General features: G+C 69.2%; 25 protein-coding genes. 12 read left to right on the forward strand and 13 right to left on the reverse strand.

The genetic code is table 11. The features are described from left to right. Positions 1–4: 4 nt before the first annotated feature. From ABZY12_RS22675 to ABZY12_RS22725, 11 genes are all read right to left on the reverse strand, one after another. Entirely contained in the window at positions 5–2,257 is a 2,253-nt protein-coding gene (locus tag ABZY12_RS22675; RefSeq protein ID WP_356893070.1) for a hypothetical protein, read from the reverse strand. 105 nt (positions 2,258–2,362) lie between these two features. Next, positions 2,363–4,042: a hypothetical protein gene (locus ABZY12_RS22680; RefSeq protein ID WP_356893072.1), complete on the reverse strand. Its 1,680-nt coding sequence runs from the start codon at positions 4,040–4,042 to the stop codon at positions 2,363–2,365. A gap of 180 nt (positions 4,043–4,222) precedes the next feature. Then, entirely contained in the window at positions 4,223–4,405 is a 183-nt protein-coding gene (locus tag ABZY12_RS22685) for a hypothetical protein (RefSeq protein ID WP_356893074.1), read from the reverse strand. 16 nt (positions 4,406–4,421) lie between these two features. Beyond that, positions 4,422–5,933, reverse strand: coding sequence for a DUF2637 domain-containing protein (locus tag ABZY12_RS22690; protein ID WP_356893076.1), 1,512 nt, complete (start codon positions 5,931–5,933; stop codon positions 4,422–4,424). A 46-nt stretch (positions 5,934–5,979) separates the two neighbouring features. Next, a complete protein-coding gene (locus ABZY12_RS22695) occupies positions 5,980–6,123 on the reverse strand; it encodes a hypothetical protein (protein WP_356893078.1) in 144 nt (47 codons plus the stop codon). After that, positions 6,120–6,422, reverse strand: coding sequence for a hypothetical protein (locus ABZY12_RS22700; protein WP_356893080.1), 303 nt, complete (start codon positions 6,420–6,422; stop codon positions 6,120–6,122). The genes ABZY12_RS22695 and ABZY12_RS22700 overlap by 4 nt, the downstream gene beginning before the upstream one ends. A 68-nt stretch (positions 6,423–6,490) precedes the next feature. Further along, entirely contained in the window at positions 6,491–6,733 is a 243-nt protein-coding gene (locus ABZY12_RS22705; protein ID WP_356893082.1) for a hypothetical protein, read from the reverse strand. A 46-nt stretch (positions 6,734–6,779) separates the two neighbouring features. After that, positions 6,780–7,088, reverse strand: coding sequence for a hypothetical protein (locus tag ABZY12_RS22710; RefSeq protein WP_356893084.1), 309 nt, complete (start codon positions 7,086–7,088; stop codon positions 6,780–6,782). An 83-nt stretch (positions 7,089–7,171) separates the two neighbouring features. Beyond that, a complete protein-coding gene (locus ABZY12_RS22715; RefSeq protein WP_356893086.1) occupies positions 7,172–7,594 on the reverse strand; it encodes a hypothetical protein in 423 nt (140 codons plus the stop codon). Next, a complete protein-coding gene (locus ABZY12_RS22720; RefSeq protein WP_356893088.1) occupies positions 7,594–7,773 on the reverse strand; it encodes a hypothetical protein in 180 nt (59 codons plus the stop codon). Before ABZY12_RS22720 ends, ABZY12_RS22715 begins: the two co-directional genes overlap by 1 nt. After that, a complete protein-coding gene (locus tag ABZY12_RS22725; protein ID WP_356893090.1) occupies positions 7,770–8,048 on the reverse strand; it encodes a hypothetical protein in 279 nt (92 codons plus the stop codon). The genes ABZY12_RS22720 and ABZY12_RS22725 overlap by 4 nt, the downstream gene beginning before the upstream one ends. 193 nt (positions 8,049–8,241) lie before the next feature. On the opposite strand from ABZY12_RS22725, the gene ABZY12_RS22730 reads away from it, so the two are divergent. The 5 genes from ABZY12_RS22730 (at position 8,242) to ABZY12_RS22750 (ending at position 14,049) form a co-directional block, all read left to right on the forward strand. Next, positions 8,242–8,592 carry an antibiotic biosynthesis monooxygenase gene (locus tag ABZY12_RS22730; RefSeq protein ID WP_356893092.1) on the forward strand — a complete coding sequence of 117 codons (351 nt, stop codon included), beginning with the start codon at positions 8,242–8,244 and terminating at the stop codon, positions 8,590–8,592. Continuing rightward, positions 8,589–9,854 carry a helix-turn-helix transcriptional regulator gene (locus tag ABZY12_RS22735; RefSeq protein WP_356893094.1) on the forward strand — a complete coding sequence of 422 codons (1,266 nt, stop codon included), beginning with the start codon at positions 8,589–8,591 and terminating at the stop codon, positions 9,852–9,854. Before ABZY12_RS22730 ends, ABZY12_RS22735 begins: the two co-directional genes overlap by 4 nt. Positions 9,855–10,118: 264 nt before the next feature. Further along, positions 10,119–10,370 carry a hypothetical protein gene (locus ABZY12_RS22740; protein WP_356893096.1) on the forward strand — a complete coding sequence of 84 codons (252 nt, stop codon included), beginning with the start codon at positions 10,119–10,121 and terminating at the stop codon, positions 10,368–10,370. 182 nt (positions 10,371–10,552) lie between these two features. Then, a complete protein-coding gene (locus ABZY12_RS22745; protein WP_356893098.1) occupies positions 10,553–12,025 on the forward strand; it encodes a hypothetical protein in 1,473 nt (490 codons plus the stop codon). An 83-nt stretch (positions 12,026–12,108) separates the two neighbouring features. Further along, complete coding sequence (locus ABZY12_RS22750) at positions 12,109–14,049, forward strand: hypothetical protein (protein ID WP_356893100.1); 1,941 nt, start codon at positions 12,109–12,111, stop codon at positions 14,047–14,049. Positions 14,050–14,206: 157 nt separating this feature from the next. On the opposite strand, the gene ABZY12_RS22755 is transcribed toward ABZY12_RS22750, so the two are convergent. Continuing rightward, positions 14,207–14,659: a hypothetical protein gene (locus ABZY12_RS22755; protein WP_356893102.1), complete on the reverse strand. Its 453-nt coding sequence runs from the start codon at positions 14,657–14,659 to the stop codon at positions 14,207–14,209. Positions 14,660–14,775: 116 nt separating this feature from the next. Here ABZY12_RS22755 and ABZY12_RS22760 point away from each other — a divergent pair, with 116 nt between their 5' ends. The 6 genes from ABZY12_RS22760 to ABZY12_RS22785 all read left to right on the forward strand — a co-directional run bounded on the left by ABZY12_RS22760 (position 14,776) and on the right by ABZY12_RS22785 (position 17,375). Next, on the forward strand, positions 14,776–15,030 hold the full coding sequence (locus ABZY12_RS22760) for a hypothetical protein (protein WP_356893104.1): 255 nt from the start codon (positions 14,776–14,778) through the stop codon (positions 15,028–15,030). 125 nt (positions 15,031–15,155) lie between these two features. Beyond that, positions 15,156–15,761, forward strand: a complete 606-nt coding sequence (locus ABZY12_RS22765) for a hypothetical protein (protein ID WP_356893106.1) — start codon at positions 15,156–15,158, stop codon at positions 15,759–15,761. Between the two features lie 144 nt (positions 15,762–15,905). Then, the gene (locus tag ABZY12_RS22770) at positions 15,906–16,118 is read left to right on the forward strand and encodes a hypothetical protein (RefSeq protein WP_356893108.1); all 213 of its coding nucleotides are present in this window, start codon (positions 15,906–15,908) and stop codon (positions 16,116–16,118) included. After that, complete coding sequence (locus tag ABZY12_RS22775; protein ID WP_356893110.1) at positions 16,118–16,372, forward strand: hypothetical protein; 255 nt, start codon at positions 16,118–16,120, stop codon at positions 16,370–16,372. Before ABZY12_RS22770 ends, ABZY12_RS22775 begins: the two co-directional genes overlap by 1 nt. 102 nt (positions 16,373–16,474) lie before the next feature. Continuing rightward, the gene (locus ABZY12_RS22780) at positions 16,475–16,732 is read left to right on the forward strand and encodes a hypothetical protein (protein ID WP_356893112.1); all 258 of its coding nucleotides are present in this window, start codon (positions 16,475–16,477) and stop codon (positions 16,730–16,732) included. Positions 16,733–16,832: 100 nt separating this feature from the next. Then, complete coding sequence (locus ABZY12_RS22785) at positions 16,833–17,375, forward strand: DUF6042 family protein (protein ID WP_356893114.1); 543 nt, start codon at positions 16,833–16,835, stop codon at positions 17,373–17,375. Here ABZY12_RS22785 and ABZY12_RS22790 read toward each other — a convergent pair. After that, complete coding sequence (locus ABZY12_RS22790) at positions 17,368–17,625, reverse strand: hypothetical protein (RefSeq protein WP_356893116.1); 258 nt, start codon at positions 17,623–17,625, stop codon at positions 17,368–17,370. The genes ABZY12_RS22785 and ABZY12_RS22790 overlap by 8 nt on opposite strands. A gap of 209 nt (positions 17,626–17,834) precedes the next feature. Here ABZY12_RS22790 and ABZY12_RS22795 point away from each other — a divergent pair, with 209 nt between their 5' ends. Then, the gene (locus ABZY12_RS22795; RefSeq protein WP_356893118.1) at positions 17,835–18,308 is read left to right on the forward strand and encodes a hypothetical protein; all 474 of its coding nucleotides are present in this window, start codon (positions 17,835–17,837) and stop codon (positions 18,306–18,308) included. The last annotated feature ends 79 nt before the right edge of the window (positions 18,309–18,387 follow it).

Genomic DNA, 18,387 nt, shown 5'->3' on the forward strand with positions numbered 1-18,387 from the left:
GGTCCTACTCGGTCGTGTCGGTGGTGGGGGTGGGGCCGTGGCCGTAGATGCCTTTGCCCTTGCGGTGCAGAACGCCGGCGAGGACGTCCTTGCTGAGCCAGGTGGTGACGACGGTGCGGTCCCAGCCGTCGGCGTACTTGCGGGTGAGGGCTTCCCACAGGTGCTGGGTGGAGAGGCCGTCGGTGCCGGCGCTGCGGATCAGCTGGCGGACGAAGGCGTGGCGGGGGTCGATTCCGGCGTCGGGGTCGGTGTTCTTCTTGTACGAGAGGTTCAGGCCCTGCGGGGTGGGGGTGGGTTCGTCGGTGGTGCCGAACCTGGCGTCGATCTCCTGCATGAGCTTGTCGGCCAGGGCGTCGGCGTCGTCGTCGGGCAGTTGGGGTTGCTGGTTGCGCTTGTAGGAGAGGTTGAGTCCGCCGCCGGTGGACGTGGCACGGCGCGGGGCGGCGGGACGGCTCGTGCTGGTGTCGTCGTCGTTGTCGTCGTCGCCGAAGGTGATCTCCGGGTCGCGGTATTCGGGGGCGCCCCACAGCCATCCGGCTCGCTGCGGGGACCAGCGCTGGGCGTAGATGTCGCCTCCGGCGTCGGCGGAGACCTGGTCGAGGGTTGATCGGCGGTCGTTGGTCGCCAGGACGACGTCGCGGACCATGTTGGGGCTGGTGCGCCAGGTCTTGAACGGGCCGGGGTCGAAGCCGTCGGCGCCGGCTTGGCCGATGACTCCGGCGCCCTTCTCGTTGAGCTGGGCGGTGTCGACCTTGACGTTGCTGAACAGCTTGCTGATGTTGCTGGTGACGGACTCGCCGGAGGTGAGGGCGACGCCGACGGGGGAGAACTTGCGGACCTCGGTGTTGCCGATCGCGGAGACGTTGCCGTCGATCGCGGTGAGGACGAGCCGCTCGCCCATGGCGCGGGTGGTGCGCATGGTCTTCTTCACCAGCTCCTGGAGTTCCTTCATGATCTGGTCGCCGCGTGTGGGGGCGGAGAGGAGTTCGGCGCCCTCGTCGATGACGACCTCGATCTGGGGGATGTCGCGGGATACGGGCAGGAGGGTGGTGTTCTTCGCGTCCATGAGGTCTTGGTAGGCGTGCTGGCGGGCGGCGTTGATCGCGATGACGACTCGCATCATCAGCAGGGCCTCGGCGGGGGTGGAGGCGATCCAGTCGACGCCCGGGCGGGTGCCGCGCGGGGCGGGCTGGGTTCCGGTGGTGGGCTTCATGTAGCCCATGTCTTCCATCCAGGGGCGGGCCCAGGGGCGGCCGACGGCGCCGGCCTTGAGGTCGATGACGAAGGTGATGACGTCCGGGCAGCGGGCGAACCCGGCGAGGATGCCGTCGAGGAACGTCGACTTGCCGGATCCGGGCGGGCCGAGGATGAGGGCGCAGGCTTCGCGGAGGCGTACGACGACGGGTTCGGAGTTGGGCTGCAGGCCCCAGGGGATGCCGGTGAGGATGGACAGGGGGCTGTAGTCGGTGGGGTAGTCGACGATGTCGCTCATGATGTTGACGGTGGTGATGTCGAGGACGACGCGGCCCTGGATGTCGCCTTCTTCGACGTGGACGGTGCAGCCGCGGGGCAGGCGGGCGTCGGCGGCGAGGTGCTTGCCGTGATGAGCGATGCGGTGCCAGGTGGCGCCGTGGAGTTCGCCGGCGAGGGAGAACCCGGCGCCGTTGGCCCACATCTCCACGGCGAAGATCCGCACGTCCACGCCGGTGATCCGCTTGATCCGCTCGTCCCATTCGGTGGCGATCGCGCGGCGCTTGGCGTCCATCTCGGCGGCCACGGCGCGGGCTTCGGCCGTGAGCCGTTCCTGTTCGGCGACTTCTTCGTGGGCGGCGGCGTTGGAGGCCATGGCGCCGATACCGACGCCGAGGCCGGTGAGGGTTCCGGCGGCGGCCCAGGTGAGGGGGCCGGTGGTCATGGCCCAGGTGCACCAGCCTCCGGCGAGGAGCCAGGATGCGGCGCGGGTGATGCCGGTGCGGGCGGTGAGGCGGCGGAAGATCGTGTGTCCGATGCCGTGGCCGATCGCGCCGGCGGCGCCGACGGCGAGGGGGAGCGCTTCGGGCATGCCGGTGGCGGCGCCGAGGAGGGTGACGGCGGCGGCTCCGGTGGTGGCGGACAGGGCGCCGGTGACCGGCCCGTGGGTGGCGGCCCAGTCCAGCGGGGGCAGCCGGGAGTCGTTCCGGGTGCGCCGTTGGGGCTTGGGCTGGCCGGTGGGGGCGGGGAGCTTTTGCAGGTTCAGGCGCTGCGGTTCGCTGGTCACGGGGCCGGTTCTCCAGGGAAGTGGGTCGTCACGGTCGATGAAGAGGGAAGGGCGGGGGCGGGGTGGGGCGGCGGTCGGCGATCCGCCCCACCGGGAAGCCGCGGGTTACAGGTAGTCCTCGTTGGAGGAGGCGTCCCAGGCCTTCTCGGCCTCGAGGTTCTTACGCGGGGCTTCCAGACGCTCGATGTCGTGCTCGTGCTCGCGCTGGAAGACGACCCGGACCTCCTCGGCGGCGGCTGCGGCCTTCTGCAGGTGCTCGAACACCTCGCTGAGGGCTTCGCCGACCGCGGGTTCGAGCGGGAACACGTCGTCGGACTTCTCGGCCAGGATCTTGAAGGTGTTCGCCCACGACTGGATCCCGGCGGGCATGCCCTGGACTGTCTGGTAGACGTGCATCATGCCGCCCGGCTCGTACGCTGCGGCAGCGGCCTCCATCTCAGAGGCGGACTCGTCGAACAGGAACTTCAGGTTCTCGGACACGGCGGGCTCTCCAGTCAGCGTGGTCGGGGTGGCGGTGCGGCGGGGGCCGCGCGGTACATCGGCGGCGATCAGCGCCGGGGTGTCGGCGTTCTCCGGGTCGGTGTCGTACGCGTACGTGTTCTGGGCGTCCTCGAGACGCGCGCGCAGGTCGTAGCGGGCGTTGCGGGTGAGACGCGCATAGAGGCGCCGGCCGGGGTGGATCATCCAGCTCCAGCCGAGCTTCCGGCCGAGAGGGCTGGTCAGGAAGCCGAGCAGGCCGATCGGGGCGGCGAGGGCCGCGGCACCGGCGGCGCGGACGGCGAACCGGGCCCGGGCGGCGACCTTCTGGCGCATGAGGTGGGCGGCGGCCCGCGCATGGCGGCGAGCCGCCTGGATCCGGGACTGCCGGGTGGCCGTCCGCTGGTCCTGCCGGGCACGCCCGTTCTGCACCGCCTGCTGGAACGCGCGCTGAGCGCGCCGCCGGGCGGCGTTGCTGATCCGGCCCAGACGTTCCTGCTGCCGCCGGCCGTCTGCCACCGCACGGCCGGGCCGCGTCTTTCGCGTGGCAGCGGCCCGGCCGCTCCCGCCGCTCGTGCCACCGGTTGTGCCCGTGGTCTTCGCGGCCGCCGTACTGGCCTGCTTCGCGGCCCGCTTCTGGTCCCGCAGCGCGCGCCGTGCAGCGGTGGTCTGCTCCCGGGCGTCCTTCCGGCTGGGGGCGGCGGTTTTCCGGGCGGCCCGCAGCTGCTTGATCTGCCCCAGCCGCCCGGCGCCGCCAGCGGACTTGAGGCCGTTGGTCTTCGACGCAGGCTTCGGGCCGGTCTTCAGCGGGCTCGTACGGGCCTTGGACGCTCGGGAGCGGGAGGCAGTGGCCGCGCCACGGTGGCCTGCTGCCCGACCAGACGAGGACCCCCGGCGCCCGGCGCCGGAGCCGGAGCCAGAGGACGGCGAACCGGTACGGACAGCACGGTTCGTAGCGCCTCCCGCACGGGCCCCGCGGGGGGACGTCTTCTTGGGTGTCTTCCGTGACCGGACAGCGGCGGCCACTCCCCCGGCCGCGACCACGGCGCCCGCAGCGGCAAGGGCGACCGGGCCGCCGACGATGGCGGCCGCGGACAGTCCGGCGACGGTGGAGTTCGAGGCGATGAGCGCGAGCGGGATCGCCGGCAGGCCACCTGCGGTGTGGTCGACACGGGCAGCCGCCACAGCCGCAGAAGCCGGGGCCGGCGTCGTGGGGGTGGGCACCGCAACCGGCTCGCCGGGCTCGGTGTCGAGCGGTACGGACGCGGTGTCCTGGGTCGGGATGAGCTGGAAGTCGGTGCTGGCCACGGCGGTTCTTCCTTCTGCCTAGGTGTCACTTTCCGTGAAGACGGCTGTTGTTGCTGTTGTGGGGTGTTGTTGTTGTCGCCCTGTTGTTGCCGGTTGTTGTGCCTGATCAGAAGGGGTACGGGCTCCTGTCAGGGGGCTCTGTCTCGGTGTGACGGTGGGCAACAACACCGGCCACAACAGCTACGTACTGCTACCGGGAGTGATCTCGTCGGGGTACAGGAACGGCAGGACTTCGATGTGCGCAAGCGCCTCGGCGAGCTCGCGGCATACCTCGTCCATGTCCAGGACGGGAAGCGGGCGTCGAGCGGGCGTGGCTCCGGTCTGGGAAGGCGCTTCGGGGAGTACAGGGATCACGGCGTCCACGGTGGCTCCTTCGGGTTCAGGCACTTCGGGCCTGGGACTTCGCGTAGAGGTCCTGGGCGGTGGAGAGGCGGTCGTAGGCGGTGGTCTGCTTCAGGTTGAAGTCGCGCATGACGTCGTCGAGGGAGACGGACTTCGGGTCGCCGGCCGCGACGAGGCGGGCGAGGACGGCTTCGACTTCGGCCTGGCGCTTCGACCTCTGGCCGCCGATCGGCCGGGGCCCCGAACCCGAAGTGGAGTCCGAAGCGGCCTCGACGTCCGAACCCGAAGCTGAACCCGAACCCGAAGTGGTGTCACTTCGGGTGGCTACTTCGGCCGCGATGCGCTGCGCCTTGCGGCGGGCCGCTTCCTCACGGGCACGACGCTCAGCTTCAGCGTGCGCCTGGGCCTCCAGCCTGCGCGCTTCGGCTTCGGCACGGCGCCGTTCGGCGGCCTGCTGAACCCGCTTCAGTTCGGCTTCGGCTTCGGCCTGCTGCTGCTCGCGGGCGATGGCGGCGAGCTTCGCTTCGGTTTCGGCTACGAGGATGCGGGCTGCTTCGGCTTCGGCTCGCTGCTTCGCTTCGACTTCGAGGCGAAGGGCTTCGGCTGCCGCTTCGGTTCGGGCTTTCGCTTCAGCTTCGGCTGCTTCGGCTTCGGCCACTTCGGCTCGTCGCTTCGCTTCGACTTCGGCCTTTCGGAGTTCGGCCTGGTGCTTCGCTTCGGCTTCGGCTTCGGACTTCGCCTGCGCTTCGGCGACTCGCTTCGCTTCGGCTTCAGCCCTTCGCTTCTCCTCCTGGTACGGGAGATCGATGGCCTCCTCCACGCTCATGCCGTCGGCGACGAGGTCGAGGACAAGGAGCTGCTCGGCAGACGCCTTGCGGCGCCAGCGGCGGCCGTACTGCTTGCGGAGCTGCGCGCGGTAGACCCGGGTCTGGCGCTCGAGGTCGATGACGGTCTCGTAGGAGCGGATGTTCCACAGTCGCATCCGGCGCCAGATGACGAAGGTGCCCAGAGGATTGAGGAACCAGCGGGACAGCGGCGGGGACTCGATGTGCTTGTCGGCGGTGATGTCGGCGATCCGGCCGACGGCGTGCCGGGCGGCTTCGACTGCGATGACGAACAGGATCGGGATGACGCCGTGCATCCCGGTGCTGAGTTTGTCGGGCCAGGCCGCGGCGGCGTTGAAGGCGATGGTGGCGGCGGTGAGTCCCCAGGCGGTGTGCCGCAGGACGGGGTAGGGGATGCGACGCCAGGTCAGGAGGAGGTCGAGGGCGAGGAAGGCGATGATGCCGGCGTCGACGGCGATGGGGAACGCGTCGGAGAAGTCGCCGAAGCCCTTCGCGCGGGCGAGCTTGGTGACGGCGGTGTAGGAGCCGATGAAGCCGAGGGCCGCGATGACGAGGACCGCGGTGGCGACGACGCCGATGAGGATCTTCTGAGTGCGGGTGAGGTTCTCGGGGGTGTGGGGGGCGGCCCCGGCGGTGGGCAGGGGCTGCCAGTCTCCGACGATCGGGGGCTGTGGCGGCTGAGGGCCGGCCGGGGTCGTAGTCACGGGATCGGTGTCCTTCCGGTTCGGGGGAGGAACGGCGCGGTGGGGGTCAGGCGGCGACCGGCAGGACCTGCGCCGGGGCCGGCGTGGGGGTGGGGAGTTCGGCGAGGCAGTTGTCGAGGTACTCGTCGATCTCGGGGCCGCACCAGTCGGCGGGGTCGCCGTGGGCGGCGCGGAAGTCGGCGGGGCTCATCGGGTACCTCCGTGGCGGGAGTGGTCGGTCGCGAGGGCGGTGAGGCGGACCTGCTCGGCGGGTTTGGCGCCGGTCATGGTGATCTGGACGTCGCAGCCCGGCTCGGGGCAGGCGATCGTGTGCTTGGCCTGGTTGCGGCGCAGGGCGTCGAGGGTCCAGGCGAGGTTGACGAGGGCGAACAGGGCGACCGCGCTCGTGGTGAACGGGGAGGCGTCGGAGGTCCACACCTGGTAGGTGATGACGGCACCGGCGGCAGTGCTGGCGACGAGGGTGATCTGGTCGGCGGTGCGCGAGGCCATGGAAGGCTCCTTCGAAGTTGGGGGTCCGGCCCGTTGTCGGCTCCCGCCGGACCCCGCGGGGAGAGGGGTCAGAGGGTGTTGCGCTCGATCGAGAAGAAGACGACGTTGGCGGACTCCAACTGCGGGTTGCGGCTGGTGAGGTCGCGCCGGATCGTCATGAACGCGTCGTGACGGGTGTATCCGGCGGGCGGGGTCCACGTTCCGTTGGCGCTGGCGGAGCCGTACTTGGGGTGTTCCAGGGTCATGACCCAGTGGTGGGTGCCCTGCGAAGCCGGAGTGGGGGCCGGGGTCGACTCGGCGGTGGTGGTCACGGCGGGGCTCCTTCGAAGTGGCAGAGTGGAGGGTGCGAGTGGCGGTTCAGAACCAGCGACGCTTGGTGTTCGACGGGGCTGGATCGGCGATCTGCTGCTGCCTGGCGGCTGCCTGCCTGAAGGTGTCCCGACGGTCCAGAGCGCGGTCTCGGTCCCTGATGGCGCGGCTCGCCTTGTCCGTGTCGGTGTAGTCGCGGTCGGGCCGCCCGTAGACGTCAGCGGTCATCTGGTGCTTCTGCGCTTCCTGGTCGGCGGCGTACGCCTGCTTGTGGGCGATCTCGGCCTGCCGGGCTGCTGCCTGTCGGACGTACTGCTCCTCAGCGGTCTCGGGCGCCTTACGGCTGAACAGGCCCATGGAAGGCTCCTTCAAAGTGGTGGGGTGGGGGCCCGGCCCGTTGCCGGGCCCCCGGAGGGGTGGTGCGTGCCGTACGGGGTGGGTCAGGTGCCTTCGATGAGGGCGGCGGCTTCGCTGGTGTGCTCGCGGGGCGCGTAGTCGGCGGTGTCGTGGCCGTACAACTCGCCTCGGCGCTGGACTTCCTTCGCGGTCTCGGGGTCGAGGTCGCGGAGGGCCGGGTTGCTGGTCGGGTTGGTGAGCCGGGCGACGAGGAGCGCGAGGGTTTCGAGGACGTCGACTCCCCCGGTTCCGGCGATCGTCGCGAGTACGGTCTGCGTCTGGTCGGCGCTCAGGTGGTCGACGGCGAGGAGGCGGATCCCGTCGCGGATCATGTCGATCCCGGGGTGGATCCCGGCGAGGTCGTCGAGCGCTCCAGCGAGTTCATCGTCGAGCGGCGGAACCTCGTTGTCGGCGGTGTGAACCGGCGCGGCTTCACCCGGGATGTGGTGCCAGGGGTAGACGCCCATCACAGTTCCCCGTCCCAGTCGCCAGTCACGAGCTGCTCGTACGCTTCCGCTGCGCGTCCGGGGACTTCGGAGTTCAAGACGTCGTCGAGGAGGTCCAGCGGGTCGAGGGAGGCGAAGAAGTCCTCGATCTCGGCGACCAGGAACGGGTTCGGGGTGTCGTCCCCGCGCTGCGCGGTCACGACGCGGCCGCCATCTCGGTCGCCGGGGCCGGGGCGAACTGCTGGCAGTTGCCGGGGCAGGTCCAGCTGTCGCAGAACAGGCACGGCGCTTCGTACGCGGCGGTCTGCGGGACGAGGCGGAGCAGCGGCTGCCGCTGGTAGCCGGGGGCCATCTCGGCGAGCGTCCGGCGGGCCGGCCGGACCACGCGGTCCGAACGAACCCGGCGCAGCGCCTCCATGATGTCGGGAGGAGTCGGGGGGATGGTGGCGGTGATGCTCGTGCGATCCTTGTTCATGTCGGATCACGCCTCCTGGTAGTGCAGGTAGGGCAGGTCTGGCATCGAGGGCCCGGTGTGCTACCACCGGGCCCTTTCTGCTGCCGCCGTGTGGCGACGTGACCGACGCTACTCGCACTGTCAGTGCGAGTCAACACGATCGAAGAAGTTTCAGTGCGACTAGCACTAACGCTTCAAGTGTGAGACTGTGCGCATGACGAATTCAGGAGGAGCAGTGAAGAGCGGATACGCACTCGCCGTGCGGTTCACCACTCGCGACGCCGACGCAGCAGCACAGTTCGACGCCCTCGTGGCCCGCACGCTTGAGGGCATCCGCACAGAGCCCGGAACGCTCGTCTACGTGAGCCACACCCCGGTGGACGAACCGCTGGTGCGGGTCTTCTACGAGCTGTACGAGGACGAGTCGGCGTTCCAGGCTCACGAGAAGCAGCCGCACACGCGGCAGATGCTGAAGGAGCGCGAGCAATACCTGACCAACGTCGAGGTGACGTTCATGCACGAGACGGCCGGCAAGCGGCCGCCGACGGGACCGGAGGCAACGTGAAGCCCAAGGGGAAGGAGGTAGACCCGAAGGACCGCGCATTCGGCCGGCACATTCAGAAGCTCCGACAGGCCCGCAAATTCACCCAGACGGAGCTGGCCGGGCGGATGCAGAAGACGTCCAGCTGGATGTCGCAGGTCGAACGCGGAGTCCAGAAGGTGGAGCGTCTCGATGTCCTGCAGGATCTGGCTGATGCTCTGGGTGTCTCCGTCCAGCAGCTGAAGCCTGGTGCTCCGGGGCCGGCCGAGCCGCCGCCGGTGCAGCCGCCTGTGTACAAGTCCAACGACCTGGATGAGGCCCGTCAGCTGATCTCTGGGCATCCGGCGGTGGGCACGATCCTGGGTGCGCTGCGCCCTGCCCCTCGCAGAACGCTTGAGGAGTTGTCCTCGGACGTCGACGAGATGTGGGAGCTCACGCACGCGGGGGAGTTCGCTGACGTCAGCGCTCGCCTCACCGAGCTGCTGCCGGACCTTGAACAGACGGTTCGGGTTGTGACTCCTGAAGAGCGTGAGACGGCGTACCTGCTGTTGGCGCGGACCTACCAGGCCCTCGCCGCGGCCTTCGTCCGCCAGGACGCTGCCGACGCTGCGTGGGTCGCCGCCGACCGCGCCATCTGGGCGGCGGAGCTGTCCGGGAATCCGCTGCATGTCTGCGCAGGGGTCTTCCGGATGGTTCACGCATTCGTCCGGCTCCGGATGCTTGGGCAGGCGGAGCACGCCGCCACCACCGCCATCGAGGCACTCAAGATCCTCGATGAACGCGGTGAACTCGCGGTCGAAGGCATGTCCGTCCTCGGATCTCTACACCTGGCCCTGGCCTTGGTCCACGCCCGCGGCGGGCACGACCGCGCCGGAGCCCGGACCGAGATCGAAGCAGCCCGACAGGTGGCACGTCGGATAGGCGAGGACCGGAACGACTTCAACCTCGAGTTCGGCGTGACCAACGTCGAGATCCAGGCCGTGTCGACAGCGGTAGAACTGGGGGACGCGGGTGAGGCGCTCGACATCGGTCTCTCGATCGATGCCGAGCGCCTCTCCCCCGAACGCCAAGGGAGGCTGTTGATGGACCTGGGGCGAGCCCACGCGCAGCGGCGCCACACAGGCGAAGCCCTCGCCTGCCTGCTGCGCGCCGAAGCCCTGGACCCGGAGACGATCCGTACGCACGTCGCCTCCCGGAAAGCCATCCGGGAGCTCGTCCTCGTCGAAGGCCCGGGCGCCCCACCAGAACTGATGCAGCTGGCGGCCCGAGCGGAAGCCCTGGAGTAGTCGTTGAGAGGAGTGACGTGATGGGCCAGTAGCCACATCCCAGACGTCAAAGACGGCCGACCGGTCATCACACCGGCCGACCGCCCTTATGGCCGCTGTCCTGCGAAGACAACCCGCGGCCATGTGTGAACCCATCCAGCAGAAGGGTCCAGGCGTGAGCCTAACGCTTCCACTTTGCGCTGTGCCAAGTGCGTGCGTGAACCAGGGGGCCCGATGAGCCCCCTCAACCCCAAAGACCTCGACGACCCACGCCTGCCTCCCGCCGTGACTTTCACGTCCGGCGCCGAGCTGCTCATGAAGCTGGGCATCGTCGACAGCATCACCCGCGAGGGCGTCCGGCACATCGCTACGTCCGATCGGTACGCCGCCGCGTGGCCGTTCGGCCCGGACAAGCCGCACCCGTACGGGAAGGCCGGCAAGGCCGTGCTCATGGCCACGGAACCGTTCCTCGAGTTCTTCCGCACCGTCTACCGGCAGCTCGACAGCGACGGCCCTCAGCCGTCCGAACCTGCCTGAGAACACGCGAAAGGCCGGTGAGTTCGCAGCTCAACCGGCCCTTCAAGCGCAACAGCGGGTGGTCGCCCGCTGCATCAAGACCCACCTGGTGAAAGAGGTATCTCGGTGTCGAGAGTACCCGCAGTGAGTAGCACCATGGCAAGCACACGCTCTGTGATCCTCCGTATTACGGCGGTGACCCAGTGAGCGGAGAGGCGTTCGGCTTCGACGTCAACGACGATTCGGATGAGGTCATCCCTGAGGAATGGCCCACGTTCTACACCCCGGTGCCTGTGTGGGTCCTGCTGAGCGGGTGCAGCGCGCAGGCCTACCGGATGTACGCCTTCCTCGCCGAGCACATCAACAACCGGACCCCTGGCAAGCGCATCGCATTCCCGTCCCAGAAGGCGCTCGCGAAGGCGATGGTGCTCAAGGACTACCGAGACGTCGCCAAGTACCGGCAGGAGCTGGCCGACCTGGGCGCGATCAGGTTCGAGGAGTTCCGATACGCCGGCGGCATGCGGCGGCGCTACCGGTACTGGGTCCGGTTCAACCCGCCAGAGGGGTACTCCGGGCTGGTTTCGCTGGCCGAGTTCTACGAGGCGAACCCGGACGTGAAGGCCAAGCGCTCTCAGCCCCTCAAGGACGCTGCGGAGGGTGTTCCCGCAGGTCAGTCCGGAGGTGGGAAAAAACCCACCTCCGGTGGTGGGAAAAAACCCAGGTCGCGTGGTGGGGAATCGCCCACCGCCCAACAACCAGACCCAGAGCAACCAGACCCACTTGAACGAGACGTTGATGCCCCTTCGGGGCGTAGCCCCGTGGACGAGCGAAGCTCTTCTTCTGCAGGTAGTAGCGCGGGCGCACGTGAAAGCGGCTCCGCCGCGTCCGGCAAGACGAAGCCCTCTCCCACCACCCAGAAGACTGCGGCCGCGGGCCGGAAGGCGAAGCACACGAAGGCCGAGCTGGACGTGGTGCGCCAGGTCCGCGCCTACTACCCGCCGGAGTTCGGCAACGACCTGCCGGAGCTGCCGACCATCTCGGATGCGATCTTGTCCGCCATGACCACCGACGGCCGGACGCCGGAGCAGATCGGCGAGCGGATCCTGTACCGGTGGATTCACCACGGGTACGCCGACAAGTTCCACACCGGCACCCTCGAGAACCCGGTCGGTGCTGCGATCGGCATGGTGCGGCCGCTGCGCCGCGGCGACCGATACGCCTGCGCAGACCCTCGGTGCGAGAACGGACGGGACATCGACACCGGTGAGGAATGCCGCCTGTGCGAGGTCCGTGCGGCCGACTGGAAGGCCGCGCAGGCACGGAAGCGGCAGGAGCGCGGGAGTCAGCCTTCCGCGCCGCTGCCGGCGCAGCGTGGCGCCACCTCGGGCCCGTCGTACCGAGAGTGCGTCGAGCCGGCGTGCCGAAGGCCAATCGTGGCGCGGGAAGGCGACCCGTATTGCGCGGAGTGCCGCGCGGACGCAGCCGCCGCCCAAGAGGCCGCAGCAGCCGTTCTGGCGTCCTGGGAAGAGCAGGCTGCCCACGAGCGTCTGGTCGAGGATCCCGTGTCCGCCGTCGACGAGGATGCTGCGGAGACTGCCCGCATCAGGGCACAGCTTGCCGCCCAGTACGGTACGCCTGACCAGGTGGACGCCTACGTCACCGGCCCACCGTTCTGACCCCTGCCGTCCTCTTCTGTGATCACGTCCGGTTGTCGGTATGCGCCGATAGGCTGACGTTTCCGGTCGTGGGAGGGGACGCCATGGGGAAGCGAAATCGACGTCGGCAGCGCGAGCGCGGACAGGGGCTCAAGAGCACAGCGCCGCAGCGGATCTTCTACCCAAGCACGGAGTTGCCACTGGCGGAATTGCTCCTGGAGCCTGGAACGCCAGCCGAGACCGCGGACATGTGCCGGGCGTACTGGGAGTTCACGACGCCCGGTACGTGGGCGCGGCCGGTGGCCGCGATCGGGTCCACCAACCACGTCTACAAGAGCGTGAAGGCAGCCTCCACCCTGGCGCTGCTCACGATCCTCTGTCCGAGCTGCGCCGAACCGACCACCGTCTCTACTAGGTCCGACATGACAGCGACCGGGCACTGGGGCGAGGACTTCCCCACGACTCCGGTGAACGCGCGCATCGACTGCGGGAACTGCCGAGCCGCTACGGCTGCTGCCGCTGTCACAGAGCGGGAGCAGGCCAAGGCCCGACAGAAGGAACGCGACGCACGCCAGGTAGAGAACGCCTCACAGTGGGTCGCCAAGCAGATGGCCGTTCCTATCGCTTCAGAGTCTCCCGGCACCGTACTGGCTGGCCTCACGCTCTTGTCCATGGTTGAGATCATGGAGAAATCCAGTGCCTCCTCGGTCGGTGCTCTGAAGAACCTCGACTACACCTTCACCGGCCAGCGCTCCTCGGACGTAGAGGCATATCGGCAGCTGTTCCGCGGGGCTTGGGCGGTCCCGACGCTCCCCGCCACAATCGGAGACTTCTCCTTCGACGAGAACGACAACGTCACGGGCGTGTACATCACCGAAACGCCCTGGACCCTCCCGGCATGGATGGGCGAGGAAATGACCGAGCGCCTGGAGGAGGCGCGGGTGGACATGCAGCAGTTCCTTACGGAGAACATCGACGGCGTACATGAAGCACTGATCGACATCGACGCCAACATGGCCGTCGCCTACATGAACGGCTACCTGGTCCGGCACTACAACGAGACCGAGATCGCGGAAGAACGACTGCCGGACGCCTTCGCGTCCATGCGCAAGGCCCGCTCTGAAGGCTTCAGCCTCGAACAGCTCATCGCCGTCGCCTGGAGTTCGATGGCCGGCGCAGTGTCTTGGGGGCAGCGCACCCGCGGACTTCGCCCAGGAAGTGTCGCCAAGGCCGCCGTTACCAACCTGGAGCGCCGCTTCGGCTACGCCAAGGATCGCCCGGTCCTCGAGTACGACGTCCCGAACTGGGTTCCGCGTCCAGCCGCCCGCGCCACCGCGCATCGTTTCCTCGCCGAACACGAAAAGACCGAAGCCCCGATAAGGGAGTTCCGTGCCCTCAAGCAACGGATGAACGAGCAAGCCTCGAAGCACGTCGAGTTCGACGACGACATGGCCGAAGCCTCGGTGGACACCAGTGGCGGCACACCGACGTTCGACTTCTCCAAGCTCTTCGCTGGCACGCCCGAGCGCACCGGCCACCCCCTGACCTTCATCGCGGTCGCCCCCGAGGGCAAGCTGACCGTGCTGACAGGCACCAGAGCCGAGATGCAGCAGGTCGCCGGCCACCCCTACAACATGGCGGAGCGACTTCCCCTCGACGGTGTGGACTACCTGGACGCCTTCGTCCCGGTATTCGCCGACAGCACCGTGCACAGGCAGAACCCCGTGGCAACCAGGATGGTCGAACTACTCGGCGGCGGCTACGGCATCGTCAACGGGACCGTCGTCTTCTTCCAGACGGGCAGCACCCTGAACCCACAGAACCTCGACGAAGAGCACCAGGCTCTGGTCCTGTCCGCACATAGGGCAGCCACAGCTCTTGTAGACGCAGGACCCGTCGCCGCCCCGCTTCCCACCACTGGCTGGCCGGAAGATTCTCGACCCGAATGGCCAGCAGCACACTCCGACGACGACATCAACGACTGTGTCGAATGCGGACGCAGAATGTACGGCACCGGCCTCTGCGAGGTATGCCAGAAGCTGTGACCCACAGCCAAGGGCCAGTCACGTGCCCCGCCCTGCGTCGGAGCGTCGAGGAGGTCAGCCGGCACCGCGAGTGCTCGTGACCGCCACGCCCCTGGGCCCGTCACCAGCCGGTGCCGGGCCCTCATTTCGTCGGCGAGCGCGGCGCGGCCAGCGGCTGTCAGGTCTCGTTGAGCGCGCGGCGGACAGCTTCGATGTACCGATCACGACGTCGATCAATTCTTCGGCGCTGCTCCGCGTCTGGCGCTCGAACGCCTGATACGGCGGCGTACTGCCGGCCTGTCTCCTCCACATCCACCGGCCCTTCCAACGAGACGAGGTGGAGTGCGCTGTGCATCCGCACGCCCGCGTCTGGGTCCCGGCCCACCTGAAAGGCTTGGCAGGCGTCGAGGAGCTGCACATAGACCTGGCGCCTCTGGTCGACCGCACGGGCGCGGCGTTGTTCATCGAGGGTGGCCTGGACGGTGGCTATCAGCGCGTTCGCCTGCGCCAGGCCCGCGGCCTCGGCGGCAGCGGCTTGCCGGTGGCCAGCCCTCCACGCGAAGAACCCGGTCACGATGCTGCCCAAGATGGCCGACCCGGCGGCGATAAGGGCGATCCCCCACTCACTCATACGGCGGATCATCCCACCAGCCTCACCCGTTCCCACGGCCGGTTTCGCACCCTTGTGGCCGGACCTGGTACCCCGTCACCTTCGGTGCTGACACCCGTGTCGATCACGAGGGGGACATGTTGGCCAACCCGACCGCACCCGAACCCCGACCCTTCACCCTGTGGACCGGCCGCGCGCTCCTGCACTGGGCGCGCCTTCTCCAGCGCACGGTCGCCTCCCGTGACCGCCGGAAAGCTATCGTCGCCCACCGCAACGCCGCCATGCGCGCCGCGCACGGTCGGGGCATCGACCAGAAGACGATCGCCCACACCATCGGCCTGAGCCCCGCGCATGTGGGCCAGGCGCTGCGCGGGGAGCCCACCTCCGAGTAGCCTCCTTTGGCCACCGCTCGCCCCCGTTCCGCGCTCTGGACGGGGGCGCTGGCGGCGAGCGCCAGCGCGCTGTCGGTGGGTGCTGCAATGCTTGGCCCGGCAGACCGGCTGACGGGGAGGCACTGATGTCAGGATTTGCGCGCGACCCGAAGTATTACGGCGACCGCCTGGTCTACGAACCCCTCGAGAGCAAGTGGTCCCGCTACCACGCCACCCACTGCGGCTGCGGACAGGACTGGCTCACCGCCCATGCCATCCCGGCCGGGTTCACCATCATCCCGCGCGGGAAGACCGGCTACTACGGCCTGGTCGGGCCGGGCCTGACCGAAGGGGTCGACGAGACCGCCCTCACGGCCAACGCCCTGTGGGAGGCCGTCACGGGGAAGCCCGGAACGCAGACATGGCACGAGCAGGTCCACGTCACCTGCCGCAGCCCGGAGGCCGAGGCAGCACGCAAGGCGGCCAACGACGCCTACTACGGGAAGATCCGGGAGGAGAGCGCCAAGCGGCAGGCTGCGTCCCGGAAGACGCCGGCCACGGCGAAGCAGTTGAAGTACCTGGCCAGCCTTGCAGAGAAGGTGGGCAAAGAGCGGTTCGACGCCGAGTTCGCGAAGGCGGTCGAGGGAACCGACATCGCACCGCGGGCACTCAGGGAGCGGACCACTACCGCCTCGAAGCGGCTGACCATCGCAGCGGCCCGGCAACTGATCGCCGCTCTCTTGACCGACTGACCGGCCCTCCGCGCCTCGCCCCCGATCCGCGCTCTGGACGGGGGCGAGGGGCGCGGCGATCGACCGGTTCGTTGAGGACCAGGCGCCGGGCCGGGACCCGCTGCGCTAGCCTCGGGGCGTACCCGACCGCCCGAGGGGGACCCGATGGCGCACCTCATCTTCGACGAGGACGAGCAGCAGCAACTTCGTGCGTCCGCCCGGGAGCGGGCCGCAGCCGGCGAAGGTCTCCTCGCCTACGCGCTGGAGCAGCTCGCGGCCGAGGGAATCGACCTGGCGAGGGTCACTCCGTACGAGGACATCCAGGCCCGGTACGGGCTCGGTGACGCGGACGCGGCCCGTACGTCCGGCGCCGCCTGATGCCGCCGAAGCACGGCCCCTGGCGGGCGCACGTCGTCCTCCACGACGTCGCGGAGCAGCAGATCCACGCGATGACCGATGCCGAGCGCGAGGTCCTCGACGCGGCGATCGTTCGCCTCTCCCTCGACCACCGGATCGGCGCCCGGCTCGAGGGCAAGCTGGAGTGGGAGTACCGCGACGACCGGGTCCGGGTGCTGTACATCCCCACGGTTATCGGCACGGTCATCCTCGTCGCCTACGTCGAGGTCGACTGACTCTTCTGAGGCGCGGGCCGGTGGTCACCGGATCGGGCTTCGGGCAGACAAGGCCCCAGGGGCGGCGGCACACTGAACCATCCGCGACATCAGGGGGTAGCGATGGCCTCGCGCTCACGTAAGTACACCCGGCCCGGCGCCGACCCGGAGGGACGCTTCCGCCCGGTCGCCACCCCCGAGCAGAAGGAGCGCGCCGAGGAGCTCGTGAAGGCTCTCGCGCCGGTTCAGCCGTCGGCAGTCGTACGGTCCGCCGCCTGGTACGGCACCAGCCGGGAAGACGCGAAGCTCAACCTGCCGGGCTTCTGGATCGCGTTCTTCGCCGTCACCACCATCGGCACCTGGCTTCTGACGATGCTGTAGCCCCCGCCACAAGACGGCCCTGGGATTGCTCGCGGCCAGCCCGGCGCGGACGGCATGATGACCCCCACACGCCTGACCGCGCGCACCGGGGGAGCCCAGCATGCCGATACCCGACCCGGCCGACGGACCGCCGCTCGAGGAGTTCGTCGTCCGTGACGACTGGCACCCCTCCGGCTGGGGCCACGTCCTACCCCGGCACCAGGCCGGCGCCCTCGCGACGCTGTACGCCACCGCCGCCCACGAGGGGATGACCGGAACGATCGATGACGTCTTCCGCACCCTCATCGCTCGCGCGCCCCGCGCGTTCGAGTCCATGCCCGACGGTCTCGACTCGCCGGTGATGTGGCTGGAGCCGGAGGACCTGGACGGCGTCGACACCTCGGAGGAAGAAGCCCGAGTCCGGGCGTGGGTCGCCGAGTTCCAGGCCGCGAGCACCGACGTCCTCGTCGCGGCCGGGCTCGAGGTGCCGGCCACCGCGCGGGAGCTGGCCGAGGTGATGGTCGCACTCGGCCTCGCCTCCCAGGCAGACGGAGTGTGGGCGATGCCGAAGGTGCTGCCGCTCCCGGAGGAAGTGCTGCCGCTCGCGCGAACCCGGAACGCCGGGCTGGCCCGGCTGCGGGCGATGCAAGGACGCCTCAGCTGAGGTGCGCGGTGCGGATCAGGTCTGCCAGTTCGGTTGCCGTGTGAAGCGAACAGTGGGCCATGGGGACGCCGTCGTGAAGGAAGACCAGCTGAGGCTCTGACTCGCCGACGTGCTGGCGGAGGTAGGCGTCGAGGTCCTTGCTCAGTTCGACCTGCGCCGAATGGTGCGCGTCCTCCGGGTGGTCGGGAACGGCCGCGGTGCAGTAGTCGCTGTCGCACCAGGCCGGGTGGGCGGCGGGGTCCGTCGTCATGGCGCTGATTGTCCTGGGAGGGCGGGCCGGGAAGGGGCCTGACACGCAGCAAGGTGGGGGTGCAGAGCTGCTAAGCCACCCCCTCAACATATTGCACATGCACTATGTTCACGGTAGGGTTAGGGCTCGCCAGCACGCCACAAGGCAGGGGGACCAACCCCGCCGAACCGCGCAACGCTGGAGCCCTCCCCCTTCCCCAGGAGCGACCCATGGCGCGACCGCACCACGCCCACCCCTACACCGTCACCACCACCCCCGAGGGCCACGAGTGCGACTGGACACACCCGTCCACCTGCCCCGACGGCCAGGCCTGCGACATCCTCCGGCGCACCCACCGCATGGGCATCGAGAACATGGGCGAACTTGGCACCAACCGGCCCGACGGCACCTACAACCTCGGCATGTTCGGGTTCCACGGCCTCGAGTTCGTCGACAACGACGGCCGCCCCCTCCCCGAGGCCCCGCCCGCCACCCACACGCCCGCTTCCGAGCCGCAGGAACAGCTCGACACCGCTAAAGAAGCCGCAGAACCCGGCAACCCCAACAGCTGCCACTGGTGCTCCATCGACCAGCGCACGCACGGCCGCCAGTACACGGAAGAGGCCGGCTGGCACTCCTACGTGCCGCCGACTTCGGCACAGATCAAGTCCCGCATGCTCGCCCGCCGTAGTCCGACGGCCTGACGGGCGAGCACCAAAGGCGCGGTCCCCGGCCAACTCAGGGACCGGCCCCGTCGAACGCGCAACGCTGGAACCCTCCCCC

The organism is Streptomyces sp. NPDC006551, assembly GCF_040611675.1.
In the GTDB taxonomy this organism is placed as follows: Bacteria; Actinomycetota; Actinomycetes; order Streptomycetales; family Streptomycetaceae; genus Streptomyces.